General features: G+C 44.5%; 14 protein-coding genes. 5 read left to right on the top strand and 9 right to left on the bottom strand.

Features of this window, described 5'->3' with window-relative positions:
* Positions 1–20: 20 nt before the first annotated feature.
* Positions 21–656 carry a uridine kinase gene (udk, locus tag H1230_RS00215; RefSeq protein ID WP_239713714.1) on the bottom strand — a complete coding sequence of 212 codons (636 nt, stop codon included), beginning with the start codon at positions 654–656 and terminating at the stop codon, positions 21–23.
* 191 nt (positions 657–847) lie between these two features.
* On the opposite strand from udk, the gene H1230_RS00210 reads away from it, so the two are divergent.
* A complete protein-coding gene (locus H1230_RS00210) occupies positions 848–1,933 on the top strand; it encodes a threonine aldolase family protein (RefSeq protein WP_239713713.1) in 1,086 nt (361 codons plus the stop codon).
* Positions 1,934–1,999: 66 nt separating this feature from the next.
* Here H1230_RS00210 and H1230_RS31350 read toward each other — a convergent pair whose 3' ends face one another.
* From H1230_RS31350 to H1230_RS00165, 7 genes are all read right to left on the bottom strand, one after another.
* Complete coding sequence (locus H1230_RS31350) at positions 2,000–6,130, bottom strand: S8 family serine peptidase (RefSeq protein ID WP_275591055.1); 4,131 nt, start codon at positions 6,128–6,130, stop codon at positions 2,000–2,002.
* A gap of 306 nt (positions 6,131–6,436) precedes the next feature.
* Positions 6,437–7,753 carry a glycosyltransferase family 2 protein gene (locus tag H1230_RS00190; protein WP_239713712.1) on the bottom strand — a complete coding sequence of 439 codons (1,317 nt, stop codon included), beginning with the start codon at positions 7,751–7,753 and terminating at the stop codon, positions 6,437–6,439.
* Between the two features lie 38 nt (positions 7,754–7,791).
* Positions 7,792–9,339 carry an MATE family efflux transporter gene (locus H1230_RS00185; protein WP_239713711.1) on the bottom strand — a complete coding sequence of 516 codons (1,548 nt, stop codon included), beginning with the start codon at positions 9,337–9,339 and terminating at the stop codon, positions 7,792–7,794.
* Positions 9,314–10,438 (bottom strand): polysaccharide pyruvyl transferase family protein, encoded by a 1,125-nt coding sequence (locus tag H1230_RS00180; RefSeq protein ID WP_239713710.1) that lies wholly within the window; start codon positions 10,436–10,438, stop codon positions 9,314–9,316. The genes H1230_RS00185 and H1230_RS00180 overlap by 26 nt, the downstream gene beginning before the upstream one ends.
* 29 nt (positions 10,439–10,467) lie before the next feature.
* A complete protein-coding gene (locus tag H1230_RS00175) occupies positions 10,468–11,523 on the bottom strand; it encodes a glycosyltransferase family 2 protein (protein ID WP_239713709.1) in 1,056 nt (351 codons plus the stop codon).
* 33 nt (positions 11,524–11,556) lie between these two features.
* A complete protein-coding gene (locus H1230_RS00170; protein WP_239713708.1) occupies positions 11,557–12,459 on the bottom strand; it encodes a glycosyltransferase family A protein in 903 nt (300 codons plus the stop codon).
* A gap of 137 nt (positions 12,460–12,596) precedes the next feature.
* Complete coding sequence (locus H1230_RS00165; protein WP_239713707.1) at positions 12,597–13,472, bottom strand: aldose 1-epimerase family protein; 876 nt, start codon at positions 13,470–13,472, stop codon at positions 12,597–12,599.
* Positions 13,473–13,689: 217 nt separating this feature from the next.
* On the opposite strand from H1230_RS00165, the gene H1230_RS00160 reads away from it, so the two are divergent.
* From H1230_RS00160 to H1230_RS00145, 4 genes are all read left to right on the top strand, one after another.
* Positions 13,690–14,913 carry a Zn-dependent hydrolase gene (locus tag H1230_RS00160; protein WP_239713706.1) on the top strand — a complete coding sequence of 408 codons (1,224 nt, stop codon included), beginning with the start codon at positions 13,690–13,692 and terminating at the stop codon, positions 14,911–14,913.
* Between the two features lie 270 nt (positions 14,914–15,183).
* Positions 15,184–16,317 (top strand): alanine dehydrogenase, encoded by a 1,134-nt coding sequence (gene ald, locus H1230_RS00155; protein WP_239713705.1) that lies wholly within the window; start codon positions 15,184–15,186, stop codon positions 16,315–16,317.
* A gap of 175 nt (positions 16,318–16,492) precedes the next feature.
* Positions 16,493–17,752, top strand: coding sequence for a PucR family transcriptional regulator (locus tag H1230_RS00150; protein ID WP_239713704.1), 1,260 nt, complete (start codon positions 16,493–16,495; stop codon positions 17,750–17,752).
* 497 nt (positions 17,753–18,249) lie between these two features.
* Positions 18,250–18,975 carry a protein-glutamine gamma-glutamyltransferase gene (locus H1230_RS00145; RefSeq protein WP_239713703.1) on the top strand — a complete coding sequence of 242 codons (726 nt, stop codon included), beginning with the start codon at positions 18,250–18,252 and terminating at the stop codon, positions 18,973–18,975.
* A gap of 30 nt (positions 18,976–19,005) precedes the next feature.
* On the opposite strand, the gene H1230_RS00140 is transcribed toward H1230_RS00145, so the two are convergent.
* Positions 19,006–19,887: a TolB family protein gene (locus tag H1230_RS00140; protein ID WP_239713702.1), complete on the bottom strand. Its 882-nt coding sequence runs from the start codon at positions 19,885–19,887 to the stop codon at positions 19,006–19,008.
* Positions 19,888–19,952: the final 65 nt, after the last annotated feature.

Here is a 19,952-nt window from a genome sequence, read left to right as displayed (position 1 = left end):
AATCATCATCTAGATTCCGCTTAAGCCTTGGTCCACTGCTGATCGCCCGACAAATATTTCTCGGTCAATACGGACAATAGTTCTATGCCGACCTGATTCTGTCCACCTTCAGGAATGATCAGGTCAGCGTATTTCTTTGACGGCTCGATAAATGCCTCGTGCATCGGCTTTACCGTGGTCAAATATTGCGTATGGATCGAACGGATTGTGCGGCCACGTTCCTCGATGTCCCGGAGTACCCGACGGAGAATACGCACATCGGGGTCGGTATCGACAAATACTTTAATGTTCAGGTGTTCCCGCAGCTTCTCATCAGAGAGTACATGCAGCCCTTCGAGAATAACGATGTTATTTGGCTTGAGCTCAACCGTAAGGTCAGTAGAACGGGCATGGACGGTAAAGTCATATACCGGAGCGTATGCCGACTGACCATTTGTTAGGCAATTCAGGTGCTCAATTAGCAGTTCAGTATCAAAAGCAAGTGGGTGATCGTAATTGATGGATGCGCGTTCGGCCATGCTGAGATGTGAATGGTCCTTATAGTAGTTATCCTGAGATATAAACGTTACCTTGTCTGAACCAAGGCGGCCAATGACAGAGCGAGCTACCGTCGTCTTGCCGGAACCGGTCCCCCCGGCGATACCAATAATAAGCATGGTGTTGTAATAAACCTCCCTAAGCGATTGCCTTTGCAATTCCAATATTGTAGCACAGCAGTCACATTATTTCACCTTGGATCAAGGGAACAATGCATATAATTTATGGATATCTGCTTTTTGTTGCAGAAATGATATACTTTTTCTATCCATAACGAAATTAAATGTAGCTAAAGGGAGCGAAGGGTCTTATGAATGGCAATAAGTCACTGCAAGAGGCATTTAATGGAACTACGTATAGAGTATCAGGTAATGGCAAGAGAAATATTCAAGTATTAAAGGAAGCCTTCGAAAATGTGGAAGATATCACTGAAAGTGATGTCTATGGAACGGGCAAGCTTATCGAAGATTTTCAAGCGAAGTTGGCGCAGGTTCTGGGAAAGGAAGCCGCAGTATTCTTCCCGAGCGGCACGATGGCACAGCAAGTTGCCCTTAGAATATGGTGTGATCAAATTGGAACCAAGAAAGTGGCTTATCATCCTTTATGTCATCTAGAGATTCATGAACAGGATGGGTTGAAGGAGCTGCATCATATTGAACCTATTTTACTTGCGGACAAGAACCGGCTGATTACATTAGCTGATGTAATGAATATGAAAGATGAGATAGCTTGCTTGTTGCTTGAGCTGCCACAGCGTGAGATTGGTGGACAACTGCCTGATTTCGCAGAGCTCGAGGCTATATCTGCGTATTGCCGTCAGCAAGGGATTATGCTGCATCTGGATGGGGCGAGGCTTTTTGAGACTTTACCCTATTATGGGAAGTCGGCTGCAGAGATCTGTGCGCTTTTTGATAGTGTATATATTTCCTTCTATAAAGGAATTGGTGGCATTGCCGGAGCCATTCTGGCCGGTAGTAAGGAATTCACGGAGAAATCAAAAATATGGAAACGTCGTCATGGCGGGGATTTAATCAGCTTGTATCCGTATATCCTCACCGCAGATTATTATTTCACTTTAAGAGAAAATAAGATGGGACAGTATTACGAAGCTGCCAAGGAGCTTGCTGCACTTATGAATCGGTGCCATGCTGTTGCTACTCTGCCTGTGGAACCTGTCTCCAATATGTTTCATGTGCATATTGAGCGGTCCAAGCGCGAGCTGGAGCCTATTCTGGCTGCTATTTATGAGGAGACGGGGATTGGCTTAGTGCCCGTATTACGGGAAACAGGTGAGACCTCCTCTTATTGTGAGCTGAATATTGGGGACAGTTATGCTGCGATTCCCAAGGATCTGTTGAGGTTAGCACTTCAACTGCTGGATGAGAAGCTGAAATAAGAAACGCCCTTCCATTTCCCAGTTGGGAAGCGGAAGGGCGTTTGTTTGTTCAGAAATAAGAGATAATTAGTCGATCAGACCTGTCTTGCTCAGCAATTGACGAAGTGCGGAAGCAACCGTTTCGCGTGTAGCGGCTGTTGTAGGATTAAAGCTCAATCCTGCATTACTGCTAATGACGCCGGCAGCGGATAAGTTGCGTACACTATCCTTAGCATAGCTGGCAATCTTAGCATCATCGGCATAGGTACTGAAGGATGGGTTGGAGACTTTGAGCTCTACACCCGTCAATTTCAGTGCTCTATCCAGAATCACGGCAAGTTCCTGGCGGGTTACTTTAGCGGTAGGGGCGAATTTGCCCTTGCCTGTTCCAAGAATCAGTCCGGCTTCATAGGCAGCAGCTACATCGGCTGCATACCAGTCGGATGCTTTCACGTCCGTGAAGCTTGCGGTGGAAGCTGAACGCAATCCAAGTGAACGTGCGAGCAATGCGGTGAACTCAGCACGGGTCAGGTTGCTCTTCGGTGAGAAGGTTGTTGCTGACGTACCTTCAATAATTAATTTATTGGCCAATGCGGTAATATCAGCAGCGGCCGTTGAAGATGCAATATCCGTAAATGTTACTGGACGGCTTACCGCAGCATACACCGAGAAGCCGGGGCGGTTGACGGTAACGATAGTTGTTCCGTCTGCTTGTACTTTGAATACAGAAGAGACAGGTGTAATTTTGCCGTTCTCTTCATAGAGTACACCGGTAGTATTAGGTTGAATAGCTCCCGGAATCGTGAAGGAACGTTTGATGAAGACATCATTTGGTATTTCCAGAGCGGTGCTGCCGGACGCTGTAGTCCAGTTGGCCTCAAAGGATACCGGTGTTCCAACTACTGTTGCACCTGTAGCACTAGTAGTGAATTTCGAGGCTTGATCTGCAGCTTTTGTGATTACCAGGTCAAAGCCTGTGCCAGCTGGTACGTTCGCCAGCAAGGAGACGGGCAGGGACACTGCGGAACCGGCTACACTGATAATTAAGGTGCTTTGCGGTTGAATACCTGCCAGCTGTTTCAACTGATCTGTAGTCAGGCTAAGCTTAGCTTCAGTGTCACTAATCGTTGGAACTGAAATGACAACTGCTGTCTTGGAGCTTGCAGCAGAAGCCAGTGCAGCTTTCAGGTCATTATCAGTCACGGTGATTGTAGTGACACCGTCTTTAGAGGCTGCAACTGCCTTAACGGGAGCTTGCTGGAAGCCTTGTTCAAGGACAGAATTGGTAGATTCGCTACCAGTTGGTGCGGCTGTAGCGGAAGCTGTAGGTGTGGGACTCAAACCTCCGCTACCAACAGGAGCAGGTGTAGCTGTTGGTGTAGGTACAGGTGTGATTTCATTACTGACCCTTAAGGAAGTAAACCCATTGTACGAACTGGTTACCTTATTGGCAGGGGTGATATGGGCATAAAAAACATTTATTTTATAAATTCCATCAATAAGATGGGCTATAACGGGGTTGCCCTCCTTATCTAGCACAGGGTTACCCTTAGCATCATAAGGGAAATAGGAGCCATCAATTCCCGTGAAGTTATAGACTCCTGTTTCGAAACTGTCCCCTTCCGATTCTGCGATATCCATGAAGCCAATCAGCTCATCATTTAAGTTATAGAGATCGATTTCGTAATAATTCGCATCGTCAGCCGTTAGTTTATAGCTAAGATCGGTTGTAATAGGAGTGTCCAGCTTCGGATGAATGATGGACTTAGTCAAGGCAATCTCTTGAATACCTACTGTGCTATCTGGCAACTCAGTTCCTACATATATAGAGAATGGCAAATGTAGTGTCGGTTGACCAACTGCCGTCAGGTTGATTTGCCCTTCATAGGAGGAACCAGTTACAGCAGCTTTACTTACATTCAAGTCCAATGTAAAAGGTGTGGTCTTACCAGCAGCAGCAGCAACAACGCTGTGATCAAGATTTGCTGTAATTTCAGCAGGAGTGTCCCCGTGCCATTCAATTTCAGCAGTATAGGTTAAATCTGCACTGCCAGTATTCTTCAACTGCAGATTTTCAGTTCCCGCAGCCCCAGGTGCAAGGACACCAAAGTTGGCCGAATCGTTATAGTTGATTACATTTATGGGGCTGTAATTCTTGTCAAGAATAGTAATCGGTTCAATCGATTGTAATAAAGCATCTGTATCAATAGCATGTGATACATTTACACGACCCGCTCCCTGCTGGTAGACATCATAAGTTCCCTTGTCGTCGCCAGGGAGAACATCTGCTGTGTTCGCCAGAGCGGCACGAATATCAAAGGGAGTCCAATTCGGATGCGCCTGTTTAATTAGGAGTGCTAGTCCAGCAACATGAGGAGCGGCCATACTGGTTCCGCTAATCCGCTTATAGGCCTCGTCGTAACTAGCATGTGTGTCAAACTTACCGTAAGCAGGCCATGTAGACAGGATGCCTACTCCTGGAGCAACGAAGTCTGGCTTAATACTCAGTTTGCTGTCTACGTTAGGTCCGGCAGAACTGAAGCCTGCCAGGGTATCACCAAGGAAGAGGCTTTGATGATAATCCGCACCGAAGGCAGTTTCCAATTGAGTACCGCTATTCTGTACCAGTGCTCTGGCCAAGGCGCGGCCTTCGGTACCCTTCATATCAAAGGTGGTGATATTACCGTAGTTGTCACCCGAGTCGACGTCAATATAATCGTCGCGGCCAGGTATGCTGTTATTCAAATCAACCTCTTTGGGATTATCGCTTTTCGCATTTCCGTTAAAGATAACAAGAGCTTTGGCCTTATATTTCTTGGCATTGGCGATCTTCAGATCAAAGGCCAAGGTTCCACGAGAAGCTAATACGATCTTACCCGTAACATCCTTATTGACGTAATCACTGTCAGCACCTAGCCCAACATATACAATATCCTGAGAGTCAACACCGATAAGATTAGTGAAATTCACTTCTTCCGTTGTAGCCTCCCAAGCCATAATATTGACTTTGTAGGTGGCATAGGTAACGCTGGTTACTGTTTCCGCATTGACCAATGTAGGCGTTAAAGTCGTCCAGTATTTATTGATCTTGCTGGTTGCTGCACCAACAGAGATGCCTAACTGGGAAGTTGCTGGCGACCCGAGTGTATAATAATCAGGTCCGGCATTACCGTTAGCGATAACCGCAACAACACCGGATAGCACAGCGTTATTGATGGCGATGGCATCAGGAGAGTTCACATCTTTCTCTGCATCTGATCCGAGTGAAAGGTTAATCACATCCATATGATCTTTGATGGCATGCTCGATGCCATCAATAACCTGAGCAGATGATCCCGATGCAGAGTCAGGGTTGGCTGGATTATAGCCAAGCACTTTATAAACGTAGAGATCTGCTCCGTATGCTACACCCTTCTGGACAATTTCACTGGTTGGATTGGTAGCTCGTCCAATGATGGTTCCAGAAACATGTGTGCCATGAGAGGTACCCTCGAAACTCTTTGTAGCGTCCGGAGCTTCTTCATAGGGATCGTCGTCATTATAGAAGGAGTCCCAACCTCCTTTATATGCTGCAGCAATATCCGGATGCTTATAGTCTACCCCAGTATCGATAACGCCTACTTTAAGGCCAGCTCCGGTATAACCTGCTTCCCAAGCCAAGTCAGCACCAATCTGTTTCAATGGAGCTTCGCCATTAGCTGTAGTTCCTAGAACGGCTACGTCTGTATCTTCATCTGGCAAAGCATACCAGGTACTATTCTCATAAATCGAGGTGACTCCGGTTATAGTGGCAAGTTCGGGAATTTCATTCGCAGGAATTGTGATTTCGAAACCGTTTAAGACGGTGTTGTACTTATAGTTGACCTTGAGGTCGAGTCCAGCAGTGGCCGCTTTCTGCAGCACATCAGTTTGTTGGCTGTTGACAGCGGCTTCAGTAGCTGTGGAGGCCAAAGATGAGATTCCTTGCTTGGTTGCATATTTGCCGATGGCTGCCGGTTGTCCGCTCAGTTGAACGATAACACGAATGTCTGCTGTGGATTTTGTATTGATCTGAGGCGAAATATAGGTCTTGTGTTGTTGAATCAGCGATAATGCACTCTTGGTGAATTGCGGTTGTACTGAGCTTGCTGCTGAAGCTCCTCCAGGTACCGTGCTACTCGTTACCCCAACGGCTAGTGCAAGAATTGATAGTTTACGTAATAGATTGCCCCATTCCAAAAAAAATCCCCTCCGTCATTTTAATTTTTAAAAAATCCTTCTCAGCTGGTTGGTGAAATAGATATAGGCCCTCCTTCCCAAAGAATCTACCATTATTCCACCTAAGCTAGTAGGAAAAAGATTAAGAAGATTTTACCATTGGTTAAATGTAAAATCTATATAAAAATAAAAATATTTTGGTAGATTTTAATTCAAAATATTTACAAAAAAATATAATAGATGGTTATGTAAGCTATAAACTCTTCTATACTAAGGGTTTATATTAAAAACAGCACCGAAGAGGTGCCGTTCTAATAGAGAAAAATATTATGATCTGTTTAGGAGCGATCGAACGAAGGCGACCCTTAATAATTGCTTTTTCATAAATTTGATCCGAAATTCATTTCTTAATTGATTATAGATATGGGGGCAATGCTGATGAGCCCAAGTGTACATATATTGAAAATCCGTATGAGTCTTAGCTGAATTCATCAAATAATAGGAGATGGTGTCATATACATTATGGTTGAACCACTCGTTCATTTCCTGCTCGCCGTAGCCATATTGCTCAATGGCCATATTCCTGATGAGCATTTTCTCTTCGAGATTCTCGATCAAGAAGCCCTGACTTAGATTAAAGGTAATATTGTTCCCATGGATTCGGTAGACTCCCGCAATGACATCGATAAAGCCGGCATCTCCAATTAAGAGGGAGCGCAGATAAATGGAGGCATCATTCACCATATTCATGTTCAGAATGTCCATTTGTATTAAAGCTTTGCGTTTAAAAATAGTAGTTAACGTAGAAGCGGGTTTGGGATAGCCATTTTGCTCGAAATTCATGAAATAATCATGTTTCCTAATAATCTCACTAAGCTGCAGACTGGATACTTTCAGCTGCTTGCTTTGTGAATATTCCAGGAACACATTAGCGGCCACAAAGGATATTTCCGGATGGAGTCGATGGAATTCCACGGCTTTACTTAAATAGTTCATATCAATGAGATAGTCGTCATCATCCAGAAAAAGAATATATTCTCCATCAGCGTGAGCAGCAAAGGCCTTTCGGCGATTATTGCCCGGACCGCTATTGCTTTCGTTGCGCATGTAAATGACGCGCGGCTCGTCCCCATAGCTAATCTTCATTAATACATCCGTGCCATCGGTAGAACAATCATCGATAACTGTGATCTCTTTATGGGGATAATCCTGAAGCAGAATGCTCTTTATGGCCTTATGGAGAAACGCCTTGCGGTTGTAGGTGGTAATGATCACGCTGATTTTGGGATAGGCGGTTAAAGAGCTGGCCGCCTTGCTGGGCAGTTTACTTTCGGGTATAGATTTTAATTCAAGAAGACCCTTTGCCAATCCATGGATGTCCTCATCTCTGATCTTGAACTGCTCTGACAGATAGTATAGTAGGGCGCTCTCCGCAATTCTCCCCAGGAAATAAGCTCCAATCACCTCAGATAAGGTTTCTAGAACTTGTTTAACCTGTGGGTTCGCCTCATTATGGATCAGGGTCTGGCATCGATCTAGGACCTCAGCGCAATCCACCACATGTGGCCGCGAATTGTTCACATCATCATTGAGTTGCTGTAGTAATTCGTAACAGGTCTGCTGCAAACGCTCACTATGATCCATATACAATCCTCCTGTACCCTTAAGTGGATAGCTCTGCTTTATTTCGATAAACCTTTAACTTTAGGAGCAGTAGTGAATTTACTTTTGAATTTATCTTTATACTCTTTGAAATAGTCTAGGGAGTACAGGAATACCTCTCTCTCTAGCAAGGAAGCGATAATGAGATAGGTCGGTAAGATGACTATGCCTAGCAGCATCCCCCAGAGGATGATGCCCACATAAGAATGGATGTGGATGTTCATCGCAGTCGTTACCAGAATGATGCCAATAAAGATGACAGCATTCGTTAACCAGCGGCGAAAAGTAACCCAAGGGCTGCGGTTCAACAGCACTCTGCTGGCGTAGATGACAATATCGATGGAACGGTAGAGCAGAGCCACAATGGTACCCATTAATACTCCATAAATACCTATGAAGATAACAAAGACCAATGAGGCGCTCAAGTTAATTGCCGATTCCAGAATCGAGCGGGTTTGTGTTTTTTTGAAATGCCCCGCAATGGTTATGACATTATTGGAAGAGGTGCGGGCATTGGTGAGCAATTTAATCGTAACGAATAAGACAGGGAGCCACCAATCAATATAATTAACATCATTTACACCAGCGGTGTACAATCTCATAAACGGAATGATCAGTATATAAGTGACCGTAAGGATAGAGAAGATCAGGCCCATAAAATAGACCTCATAGGCATCATAGAACTTAAGGAACTCTGTTTTGCTCTCATGATAGATTTGTCCAAGCGCTGATTTGATGCTGCCGTTTACGGTCTGAACGATGTTATCCACGATGGTGAAGATCATATTGTACATAACGTAGATACTGACGATCTTCAGATTAGTAAAGAAGGTCAGGATGATCATATCGGTATTTCTAAACACTAGGTAGGATATTTCATGGATCATCACTGAATTTTTCTGCCCGATCGCTGCAAAGTCCGGTTTGATCTTCAGGTCGATCCATTTGTAATGCTTCTTCATATAGAAATAGAACACAACAATTTGCAGCAAGGTCAGCACAAAAAAGGAAGCCTGGACAGCAATGATATTGAAGCCTTGCAGTAATAATATGATGCGTACAACGTTATTCAGAATAGTGGTGGCCGTAACGATCACGGTTTCCACATAGCTTTTGCCTTCGGCGATGAGCAGAATCCTGAATTTCCCTTGAAAATAATAGTTAATAGCTCCACCCATACCAGTCAATAAAATAATAGCTATAATGCTTATTGCACTGATCTCCGAGTTGACAATGAGCGGATAAAGGACAGCGAGCAGTACTACCGCGAAGAAATAATAAATGCCTGTTCTCTTATAATAGCTTGAGGTTGCCGCCAAAATAGAGTTGATATTATCCTTGTTATTTCCGGCAATCGGTTTATAAAGGGCTTGCAGCGAAGCGGCCCCCACACCGGCTTCCAACAGTGCTAAATAGCTAATAATCTGTCCGATGGAAGCGATTAATCCATTGGCTTCCGAGCCATAATTGACCATAATCAGTCTAGGAATGAAGAAACCGAGAAGAATGGTGATCAGCTGACTCACCAGCCCAAAGGACAAGTTAAGAATACTCCGTTTTGCTCTCATAACTCCTCCTGTTAGAAAGTGATAAATAGAAGTCCAGCTTCTCGAAATGTCTCTCCGCATTGGTGGCTTGCAGAGTTACATTAATGGTATTGGTGTGCATACACTCGTAAACTTGTTCCGGCTGCAAGGCCGCTAAAGTATTGAAATCTGCATATAAACCGTTAAATTCGGCATCATGCATCACATGGATCATTTTTTTGCTATAGGCAATGGGGAAGACGGGGATATTAAATACCCAGCCCAGAATCATAGCATGGAACCTTGAGGCGACCACAAAGCAGGACGCTGCGATCACAGACAGGACTTCCTCGATATTCGTTGTATACAAATGTACCTTGGTTCTATTCCTAACATCCTGAGGGATGAGATTGGCGATATGTTCGATGGCCTCGTGATCTCCTTCATGCTCACAAAATGACATGAAATGAACCGCATAGCCTTGTTGAATGAAATGAATTGTAATATCTTTTATTTTTTCATAATAGAGTTGGTCGAAATCACTCAAGCCCTTGGACGATGGCTTAATCACGGATATTACGATGTATTGTTCCTCTTCACGCTGAACTTTGGGTGGGTCTAGCTGAAAGATGATATCAGGAGCTAATCTGACATTACTTAAGTCCTGAAACAGATCATAGGAAACTTGTTCTCTAAAGCAAACATCAGTATATTCCCGAAAAATCTTCTTATGCTCATCGTAATATTTAATATCCGTATAGGGACCGAAATTAGCGCCTAACAGATAATAGGGCTTGGATTTGTTCCGGAGCCCTTCTGCTTTCTCCAGGTACTCTACCCAGTGCTCCCCTTGCATAAAAATGGACCCGCCGATATGTACAATCCCATCAGACTGCTTGACCAGAAATTTCTGCACGAAATGCTGGATCTTAATTTTTCGAAACAAGAAGTTAATACCCCGTAGAATAAGCGATTCAGTGGCATATACCTTGAGGTTGCTTAAGGTCTTGAATGAGAGCTTATACCTGCCTGGAGCCATCATTATAAATTGTGTATCCGGGTATCTTTCGCAAAGGACCTTAATGAATAAATCATCACCCAGATTAAATTCAGTATAGGCGTATATCATCATTTTTTTCATGGCTCAAGCTCCTTTCTGGTTCAATTCCCTTAAGCATGTTTTTTTTGAACCGTAATCGCCGTTTTTATTCTTCTTTTCAAGTGCAGCAGGCTTCGGTCCATGTTAATTAATCTGTGATATAGAAGTGGTGAGAGTAGGAAAGCTTTGATCTGAATAGATAGCTGCTTATCTTCTCCGCTGTAACGCTTCATAATGAGCTGTATTTCCCCATTCAGACCCGGATATTTCTGCTCAATATCGTGCAGTAAAGTACGAATGCTTATGCCTTCAGTTCCGTAGAGGCAGGTCTTCAGATTAAAGAAGTAGTTCTCCGTCAGTTCACGATTTAACAATAAATCAGAGACAGTCTCTAATTCTCCGTAGGAATGGGCTTTGAAATACTGGTCCACTCGCTTAAAGGCGGCTACAACATCGAATTTTTGGACATTATAGCTATTGGTAATAGACGCGTTTCTTTGTAAATAAAAAGATAATACCTCAGTAAGAGTAATGACCTTCTCTGCTCTGGACAATGTCTTGTAGATGAATTCCTGATCTTCCCCGTTCACACATCGTTCCGTGTACTTAATCTCATTCTCCAATAGGAAAGTCCGCTTGTAAGCGATGCTTCCCGTCCAAATGCGCAAGCTCTTATTCACGAATATATGCTCAAGGGCGGTAATCCCTGACGTTTCATTAGGAGGCGAGGTAAAGCTTACTATGGTTGATTTGTCTTCTCTTACGAGACTGTAGCCCCAGCAGATAATGTCGGGCTCTTGCTTCTTTAGATATGGATAAATGGTTCGCACTAAATGATCAGCGATGTAATCATCGCCATCCAGAAACATCACATAGGTTCCCGTTGATTCGGCTAAACCTTTATTCCGAGCTGCGCTGACGCCATAATTGTCAGTTCTGATGATCTTGCAACGGAGGTGCTCATGCTGCGAAATGAACTCTGCTATTAGGTTGTATGTTTGATCGGTAGAACCGTCATCCACGATCACTATCTCAAAAAGCTGCTCCCTTTGATTCAGAAGTGAATCCAACATAGGTCTAATATAATTTTCTAAGTTGTATACAGGCACCACAATACTTAGACTCATTAGGGCACTCCTCTCCCAGCATGAAGCTCTAGTTTAAGCGAGCTCTTTTGAAAATATTTGTTTGAGCCCTTTTTTGTAGCCGTTAATAGCCGGTAAATTCTTTTTTGGCTTCTCTCTGAGAATGAGATAAAAGGTTGTCCATAATAACGCGAGATATCCGAGCGGGCCAGACTTCTTATCTTTCAGCAGATGCACATGATTAACGACTCTGGTATAGGCCACATCCTCAAGATTATCCCTAGAGGCGGAAGATTCGTGATGCAGCAGCTTTAAGTCGGGATTGATATAAAGCTTGCCTGTCTTAAGTGCCATTCGGGACATATAAATATCCTCACCGACACTGTAGCTCTTAAGCCAAGGTACGGGTTCAAGATCTTTAATAGCTTCTTTCTTGAAGGACATATTGCAGCCATGCTGAAACTCTGTGCGAAAGGTTTTTCTGGCTTTATGCCAATTGTACATGGACCCGGCTTGACCGCTGAGGGAGAGCTTTCCGCTCGATAAGGACTGTTGGAAGGACATAAGACAGCGGATTGTGCCGAAGAAACTGTTTCTCATGCCTATGGCCACGCCGCCGACACCTACGCAATCGGGATAATCAAGATAAGTCTGGAGTAAGGTTGAGAAGTAATGAGCGGGGATTTCTACGTCATCGTCGAGGAATAATATGGTATCCATGGAAGCCAACTCTACAGCCTTAATTCTGGAAAGCCATAATCCATGATCAGTCTTGCTGTAATAGACAAACGAATAACCCTTCTTGTTTAAAAGAGCTTCATATTCATCAAGCACAGCTTCCGGTATTTCGCCATCGTCTACAATAATGACTTCAATGTTGTAATCTTTGCTCATGGTTTGATTAGTCATAGAATGAACGCACCGTGTCAGGTCCTGTACCCGATTCCTCGTGCAGATAACTACTGACAATCCTTGCATAGACTCCACTCCTCTATTCAATTCCTCCCAGCGTAATAATAATATAATGACTACGTTGGGAGTTTAAGCTATCTTTAGAGTACTATTGGAGCCAAAAGATTGTATATACTACTTTAGTTTACTTCTTTCTGAAACATTCAATTTATTTCAATAGAAAGCGAGCTTATAAAACGGTCTCCTGGGCTCAGACGGACAATCATTTCCTTGTCCTGAAGCTCACCGCTAAAAGTGTCTTCATCAGCGATACCATGCCAAGGTTCTATACATATGAACGGAGCATCTTTGAACTGCCAGATGCCCAGATTAGGAAAGTTCTCGTAAGAAAGGACAACGCTTTTAGCGGATTGTTTACTCTTTAGAGCCACCTGCTGGGAGTTCACATTTCTGAAGACAAGTGCACCCTCGTGAAACATTTCATGCGATAAGGGCAAGATGTTATGATCCTTCAGTATCGTCTCCGACTTGCCGCTAATCAGCAGATTGGATTTATTCATGAATAGCCGTTCCAGAGTTTCAGCCTGTTCGAACTCCAGATAATAGTCTTGAATTTGGCCTTGATCATCAATAGGGCAGTTGAAGGCAGGGTGCGTACCCAGTTGGAAGAAGATATCTTTATCATCTACATTTTCTACTTTATAGTTAATTTCAAGCTTATTGGCGTTCAGCGTGTAAGTGATATACAGATTGAACTTGTAAGGGTAGACTGCTAATGTAGTCTCATTATAGGAATGCCGATAGACGGCGAGCGTCTCGCTTTCTTCAATTAACTCGAATTCATCATGTCTCACGAAGCCGTGATTGCCGAGATTATAGCTATTGCCGTCTACCTTGATCTCTCCGTTATTGACGGCGCACACGATAGGGAATAGTACTGGAGAATGACCTGTCCAGTAAGCGGGATCTCCGTTCCAGATATATTCACAGCCGTCCTCCAGCTTCTTGAAGCTTATGACCTCAGCTCCAACTGCCTTTATCTCAACTTCAGCCAATCTACTAGTTAAAATTTTATTCATTTTTTTACTCCCTTTCCACCTTTTTATCTATTACCTTTCATATTCTATCAAAGTTCATTTGAATAAACACTGGTAGCGCAAGCCAAGCCTTGTTGTAACACAAAGTGTATAATAATAATAAAAATTATTACATTGTGTAAAGTGAAAATAATAATTATTGGTATAACATATATAGAAAGCAATGAATACATGATCGTTCGAACGGGAGGGACACAACTTGCACAACATATTCGTGAATGGTGAGAGACTGAAGAATACGATTGAGGCATTTGCTGATTTTGGCCGTACAGACAAGAATGGTGTGACCCGCTTGTCGCTGAGCGATGAAGATGTTAAGGTCCGGAATTACTTTCGTTCTTGTTGTGAAGAACTGGGAATGACTGTGAAGGTTGATGATATGGGAACGATGTATGCCACACTGGCGGGTACAGAAGATAAGCCGCCAGTTGTGATTGGCTCGCATCTGGATACTGTGAAAAAGGGCGGCCGATTTGACGGTGTACTCGGTGTAATCGCTGGATTGGAAGTTGTACGCACGTTGGTCGACCATGGGATTAAGCCACAGCTTCCCGTGATGATTATGAATTTCACCAATGAAGAGGGGGCCCGCTTCGAGCCTTCAATGATGGCCTCAGGCGTCCTGTCCGGCAAGTTCGATAAGGCGGCAATGCTGAGCAAGAAAGACCCGGAAGGAACTACCTTTGCAGAAGCGCTATTGGCAAGTGGATATGCAGGTGAATCTGACAGTCGTATTAAAGAAGCTACTGCTTACCTGGAGCTGCATATCGAGCAAGGGCCTGTGCTGGAAAAAGAAGCGTTAGCGATCGGTCTGGTCGATTGCGTTGTTGGCATGGCCTGCTATGAGATTGAAGTGACGGGCGAATCGGACCACGCAGGTACAACGCCTATGGGAATGCGTAAAGATGCCTTGTTCGCGGCAACGGATATTATCACTGAGCTGCGCAGCAAGCTTGGACTGCTGGATTCCGAACTGGTCTACACGATGGGCAGAATGAATGTGCTGCCCAATATTCACACCGTTATTCCGAATAAAGTTATCTTTACTATTGAAGCAAGACATAAGGACATGGATATTGTCCGTGAAGTGGAAGCTATTATCCAAGCCTTGCCGGAAGTGCTACTGGAGTGTGAAGTGACCAAGACCAAGCTCTGGGGCCGTGATACCGTGTGGTTTGATGCGGAGATTTGTAGTTTGGTTAAGCAAGCCACTGAATCATTAGGGTATTCCAATCGAACCATCGCCAGTGGTGCAGGGCATGATGCTCAGTTTGTGGCCAGCTTTCTGCCGTCCGCGATGATCTTTGTACCTAGCGTCAATGGCAAAAGCCATTGTGAAGAAGAGCTTACCTCGTATGAGGATTGTGAAAAAGGCGTGAATGTGGTCTTGCAAACTGTACTATCCTTGTTAAACCGCGATTGATGTTACTAAACATAACGTGTGCGAACAATGAGCTCAGAGATACATTCAACCATCCAGACACCTTAGAGGGTGTCTTTTTTTTGGTTTATTTTTTGGGTAATGTTAGGTGTGGCAAGGGATATGGCGTTTTGGTACAGCTTCGACACTGCTCCATTGTGTTAAAACACAATCATGACAGCTAAAGTTTTTATTTTTCACCAAATAGAAAAGGCAATTCATATGTTATCATTCTTTACATAAGAGAAACATATCAGACAGGAGAGATTAACAATGATTATCGGAGTGCCTAAAGAAATTAAAAATAATGAAAATCGTGTAGCGATTACACCTGCTGGGGTAGTAAGTCTTATTTCTGAAGGACATCAGGTTCTAGTTGAAGCCGGAGCGGGTGTAGGCAGCGGATTTATCAATGAAGAATATGCAGCAGCCGGAGCTAAGTTGATTGAAGATGCAGCCACGGTCTGGAGTTCTTCTGAAATGGTAATGAAGGTTAAAGAACCTCTGGAAAGTGAATATCAATACTTCCGTCCAGGTCTGATCCTGTTCACTTATCTGCATCTTGCTCCTGAACCTGCACTGGCTGCAGCGCTTAAAGACAATGGCGTCTTTGCCATCGGTTATGAAACGGTAGTTCATGGACGCACACTGCCGCTATTGACGCCAATGAGCGAAGTAGCCGGACGGATGTCTGTACAGCTGGGCGCTCAATTCTTGCAAAAGAACTATGGCGGACAAGGTATTCTGCTCTCCGGGGTTCCTGGAGTCAGCAGAGGCAAAGTTAGTATCATTGGTGGCGGTGTAGTGGGTACTAATGCAGCCAAGATGGCGATTGGCCTTGGTGCAGATGTTACTATCGTTGACCTGAGTGCAGATCGCTTGCGTCAACTGGACGATATTTTTGGCTCACAGATCAATACACTGATCTCCAATCCGTTCAATATTGCTAAAGTGGTTGCTGAGGCGGATCTATTGGTCGGTGCAGTACTGATTCCAGGTGCAAAAGCGCCGAAACTGGTGACTGAAGCCATGGTTAAGACGATGAAGCCGGGCTCAGTTATTGTCGACGTGGCCATTGACCAAGGCGGGATTGTAGAAACTATTGATCGTGTAACTACCCATGACAATCCAGTATTCGTGAAACATGGTGTGCTGCATTATTCCGTAGCGAATATGCCGGGTGCTGTTGCCAAAACATCAACGATGGCTTTAACGAATGTTACGGTTCCTTACGCTCTGCAAATTGCCAATAAAGGTGCACTTAAGGCTATTCAAGAAGATGCAGGTCTAAGAAGCGGCGTTAACATCGCCAACGGTAAAATCACTTGCCAAGCTGTAGCAGAAGCTCTTGGGGAAGAGTGCTACACAGTAGAGCAAGCATTAGAGCATGAGTTCACTCTGATCTAATAGGAATAGAAGAGACTAGAGGGGTTAACTGGAGAACAGCCTTATGAGCAATCATGGGTTGTTCTTTTTTTGCGTAATTTTCCTGTGCTATAGTCAGCCCTAGCGATGCGTAATATAATGAAATCACTTTATAAATACAAGATTCGGCTATTTTTCTCAGGTTGGGGTGGGGACATTGACAGGAACAGATTCATCCTTTGATCGTTTTTTTGACAGCATGGAGTCCTTGGCGGATACCATAAGTGAATCTCTTCAGTCTCAGGTAACGATTGAGGACAGCAACCACCATGTCATCGGATACAGCTCGCATCAGTTTGAGAGTGATCCGGCAAGAATCTCAACCATTATCGGCAAAAAAGTTCCGAACGCCGTTATCATAGGCTTGCGTAAAAAAGGCGTTATGCATGATCTGGAGAATTCCGTGCATCCGATTAGGATTCCGGCCGTGCTGGAGGTAGGGCTCGGCCCCCGGCTGGCGATCTGCATTAAGCATCAGAAGGAGATTCTCGGTTATATATGGGTAGTCGATACTGGGAATCTCGCAGAAGGACATGCGGAGAGTATTGTCGAGAAAGCTGCCGGCATTGCCAGCCGTTACTTGCTGAAGCAACGGGGCTGGAGAATGAAGCAGGAGAAAACGCAGGAAGATTTCTTCTGGAAACTGCTGACTTCGCATTATGATACGGAGCTGAGCATCAAACAGGATGCCGAGGCTTGGTCGATTCTTTTGCCGGAAAGCTATTATATCAGCGTCTTTGAGAGTGACAAAGGTATCGATGAGCATTTTGTACTGAAATTTCAGCAAGCGATGGCGGCGCAGACCGGGCTGCGGCTGCTGTTTCAGACGGCAGAGCATAATCGGCTAATTATTTTATTCTCCTCTATTTTTCCTGCCCAGGGAACGGATGTCCTTTCCTCGTTTATGCATAAGCTGATGAAGGATATGCATGCAAGCGAGGGCTGTCTGCTGGTTGCTGGCTGCAGCCTTCATTATGAGGGATATACCTCAGTAGCCATTGCCTACCGGGAAGCCGTCTCTATTCTGGAGCTTAAGAAGCTGCTGCCCTTTCATGCCCGTGATTTGCTGCTGTACGAGGATGTCGGTTTTTGGGCGTACCTTCCACTGATTATAGAGCAGAAGCGCAGCCGGACCCGCAAAAGTCCGTTACTCTATCCACTAAAAGAGCATGACCGCGAGCATAAAAGTGATTTTGTCCAGACGGTTGCCGTCTATTTATCGCTGAATAGCAATCTGAAGGAATCTGCCGCTTTTCTGCATATTCACACCAACACGCTAATGTACAGATTAAACCGGATTGCCGAGATTACAGGCAAAAGCCTGAAGGATACCGCCTACCGCACATCAATCTATCTGGATATCCTGACCGAAGAGACCGGGCAGCTGAATCTGTGGTTTCAGGATGTTCGGGAATAAGTGGAGAGCAAGCACTTGATTATCATCTGACTCAGTCAAACTCGAATCGAGTTGCTTCCAACCGAGGTAACAGAAGTCAGATGCACTGACACGTTATGCTATAGAGCAGGGCCTGGCCTCGCGGGAGCGGGATTTCCCCATCGCATATAAATAGGGGGAATTTGTCCCTCTATTTCCGCCCTAATCAGGCTAAATTAGAGATTAGAGGGAAATTCTCCTCTTAAATTTATCCATTTAGGCTTAACAACGTTATTCGAGACGAATTAGAGGTCCTTTTTCCCTCTAATTACTTAAATATGAGATTTTTGACGAAATTAGAGGGAGAAATTCCCCTTATCTTAAAAGTTCGAACTCATTTCCGGACTCATTAATCGAAGATTATGAATACAAACGTATACGAGGGAACTCTTATATTATTTTTTGTTCTGCACCAACAGAGGGTCTGACACGTACAATAACCTATATTTAAAGCGGATAACTTTAAAAAGGGGGTAAGTATGGTGGCGTATTATTATCCTTCACCCGAAGCTCAGAATTTCGAACGGAATATGAGAAACAACATTATGGAATCGGCGAAGGCTTTGAATTCCAGCGAAGCGGACTTTGCAACGTTCAAAGGCTCTCGTGGTAATCCACGGTTCTGGACGCGTACGAATAATGGTGGACTCCAGCTGAATAATAATGTTTTGCCCTCGGTGGGTGTGCTCGATATTTATCAGAATGGGCATCTATATGCTTTTGAATGCGCTACGGCGATGGTAGTCGTGTTATATAGGGCTACAATCGAATCCATTGGTGAGAAAGCCTTTAATACGTATTTCAGAGATCTGTTCTTGTGGGATTGGAACTATGACAGCAACCTGCGGTTAATTGTTACATATAGTAAACCGGAGATTTCTTTAGGGGATGTTGTCTATTTCAGGAACCCGGATCATGCGCCGAGTAAGCCGGAGTGGCAGGGCGAGAATGCGATTATACTTGGCAATGATCAGTTCTACGGACATGGGATAGGGATCACAACGGCGCAGGGAATCATTGATTCTCTTAATGAAGAAAGGATACCCGGAAGCAGAACCTCTGCCTATTTCACAGATGAGGCACTGCACCCGGATTTTGAGTATATTCGTAGCTTATCTACAAGACTAGACCTGCCTGTTGAGAGTAACAGAAGTGCGAAAACCACGATATTCTCCAGGATAGGGGTACGAACTTATATCGATTAAAACACTTGGATGAATAGGTTATGCGGTTGATTAATCTTTTAGCTGATAGCTCACAAAGGCCAATTGTTTACTGTCAGGCGACCAAGAATTCACATTAAGCGTCCCTTGTCCTCCGAACAGCTTCACGATTGTACGAAACTCGCCGCCACGACTAGACATCATCCGCACTTCAACGTTCTTATTCGCAGGATGGTCACCTGGAGCAACGTCCCCTTTCCGATAGGAGATATAGGCCACGCTTTCACTATCGGGGGATACATGTGGGAACCAGTTGTTGCTGTCATCAAAGGTCATCTGCGTCGGTTCGCTGCCGTCAGCATTCATCCGCCATACTTGCATAAGTCCAGTACGCACGGAATTGAACCAAATATGCTGTCCGTCCGGCGAGTATTCTGGACCATCATCTAGCCCCGGAGTGTTCGTCAGTTGAACTTCAACGCCGCCGTCCACCGGAATGGTGTAGATATCATACTGGCCATTCCGCTCGGCACAATAGGCCAAATTGCTGCCGTCCGGCGACCAGCCGTGAAGATAGCTAGGAGCCATGGGTGTAATCAGGATCGGGTTGCCACCTTCCAGAGGGAAGACATAAATCCGGGATTGTCCATCCTCCTGCGTGTGATGGCTTACCGCAAGGAGAGCATTGTCGGGAGACAGCACATGGTCGTTGTTGCAATGATCGACATAGGCCGACTCGATGACTACACTCTCTTTAGTGGCAAGGTCAAAGGAATAGATACGACCGAGACTATTATAAATAAGGCTTGCGCCATCACTTGTCCAGTTCGGAGCCTCAATCAGGGAATCGAATGTGGCCAATACCGAACGCTCACCACTATGTACATCTATAGTTTCCAGGATGCTGATTACGTTCCGGCCTTCTCCTGTGGGTGTTTCTTTTAAGATATTCATCGAGTTGCTCCTTCTACTAGTTATTATTATGGTGTAATACCAAAATTAACGGTTGAGGAATTCGA

It is taken from the genome of Paenibacillus sp. 19GGS1-52 (genome assembly GCF_022369515.1).
Lineage (GTDB): Bacteria > Bacillota > Bacilli > Paenibacillales > Paenibacillaceae > Paenibacillus_AQ.
The sequence above is the reverse complement of the archived record's forward strand: the minus strand, read 5'-3'. Positions and strand labels throughout refer to the sequence as shown.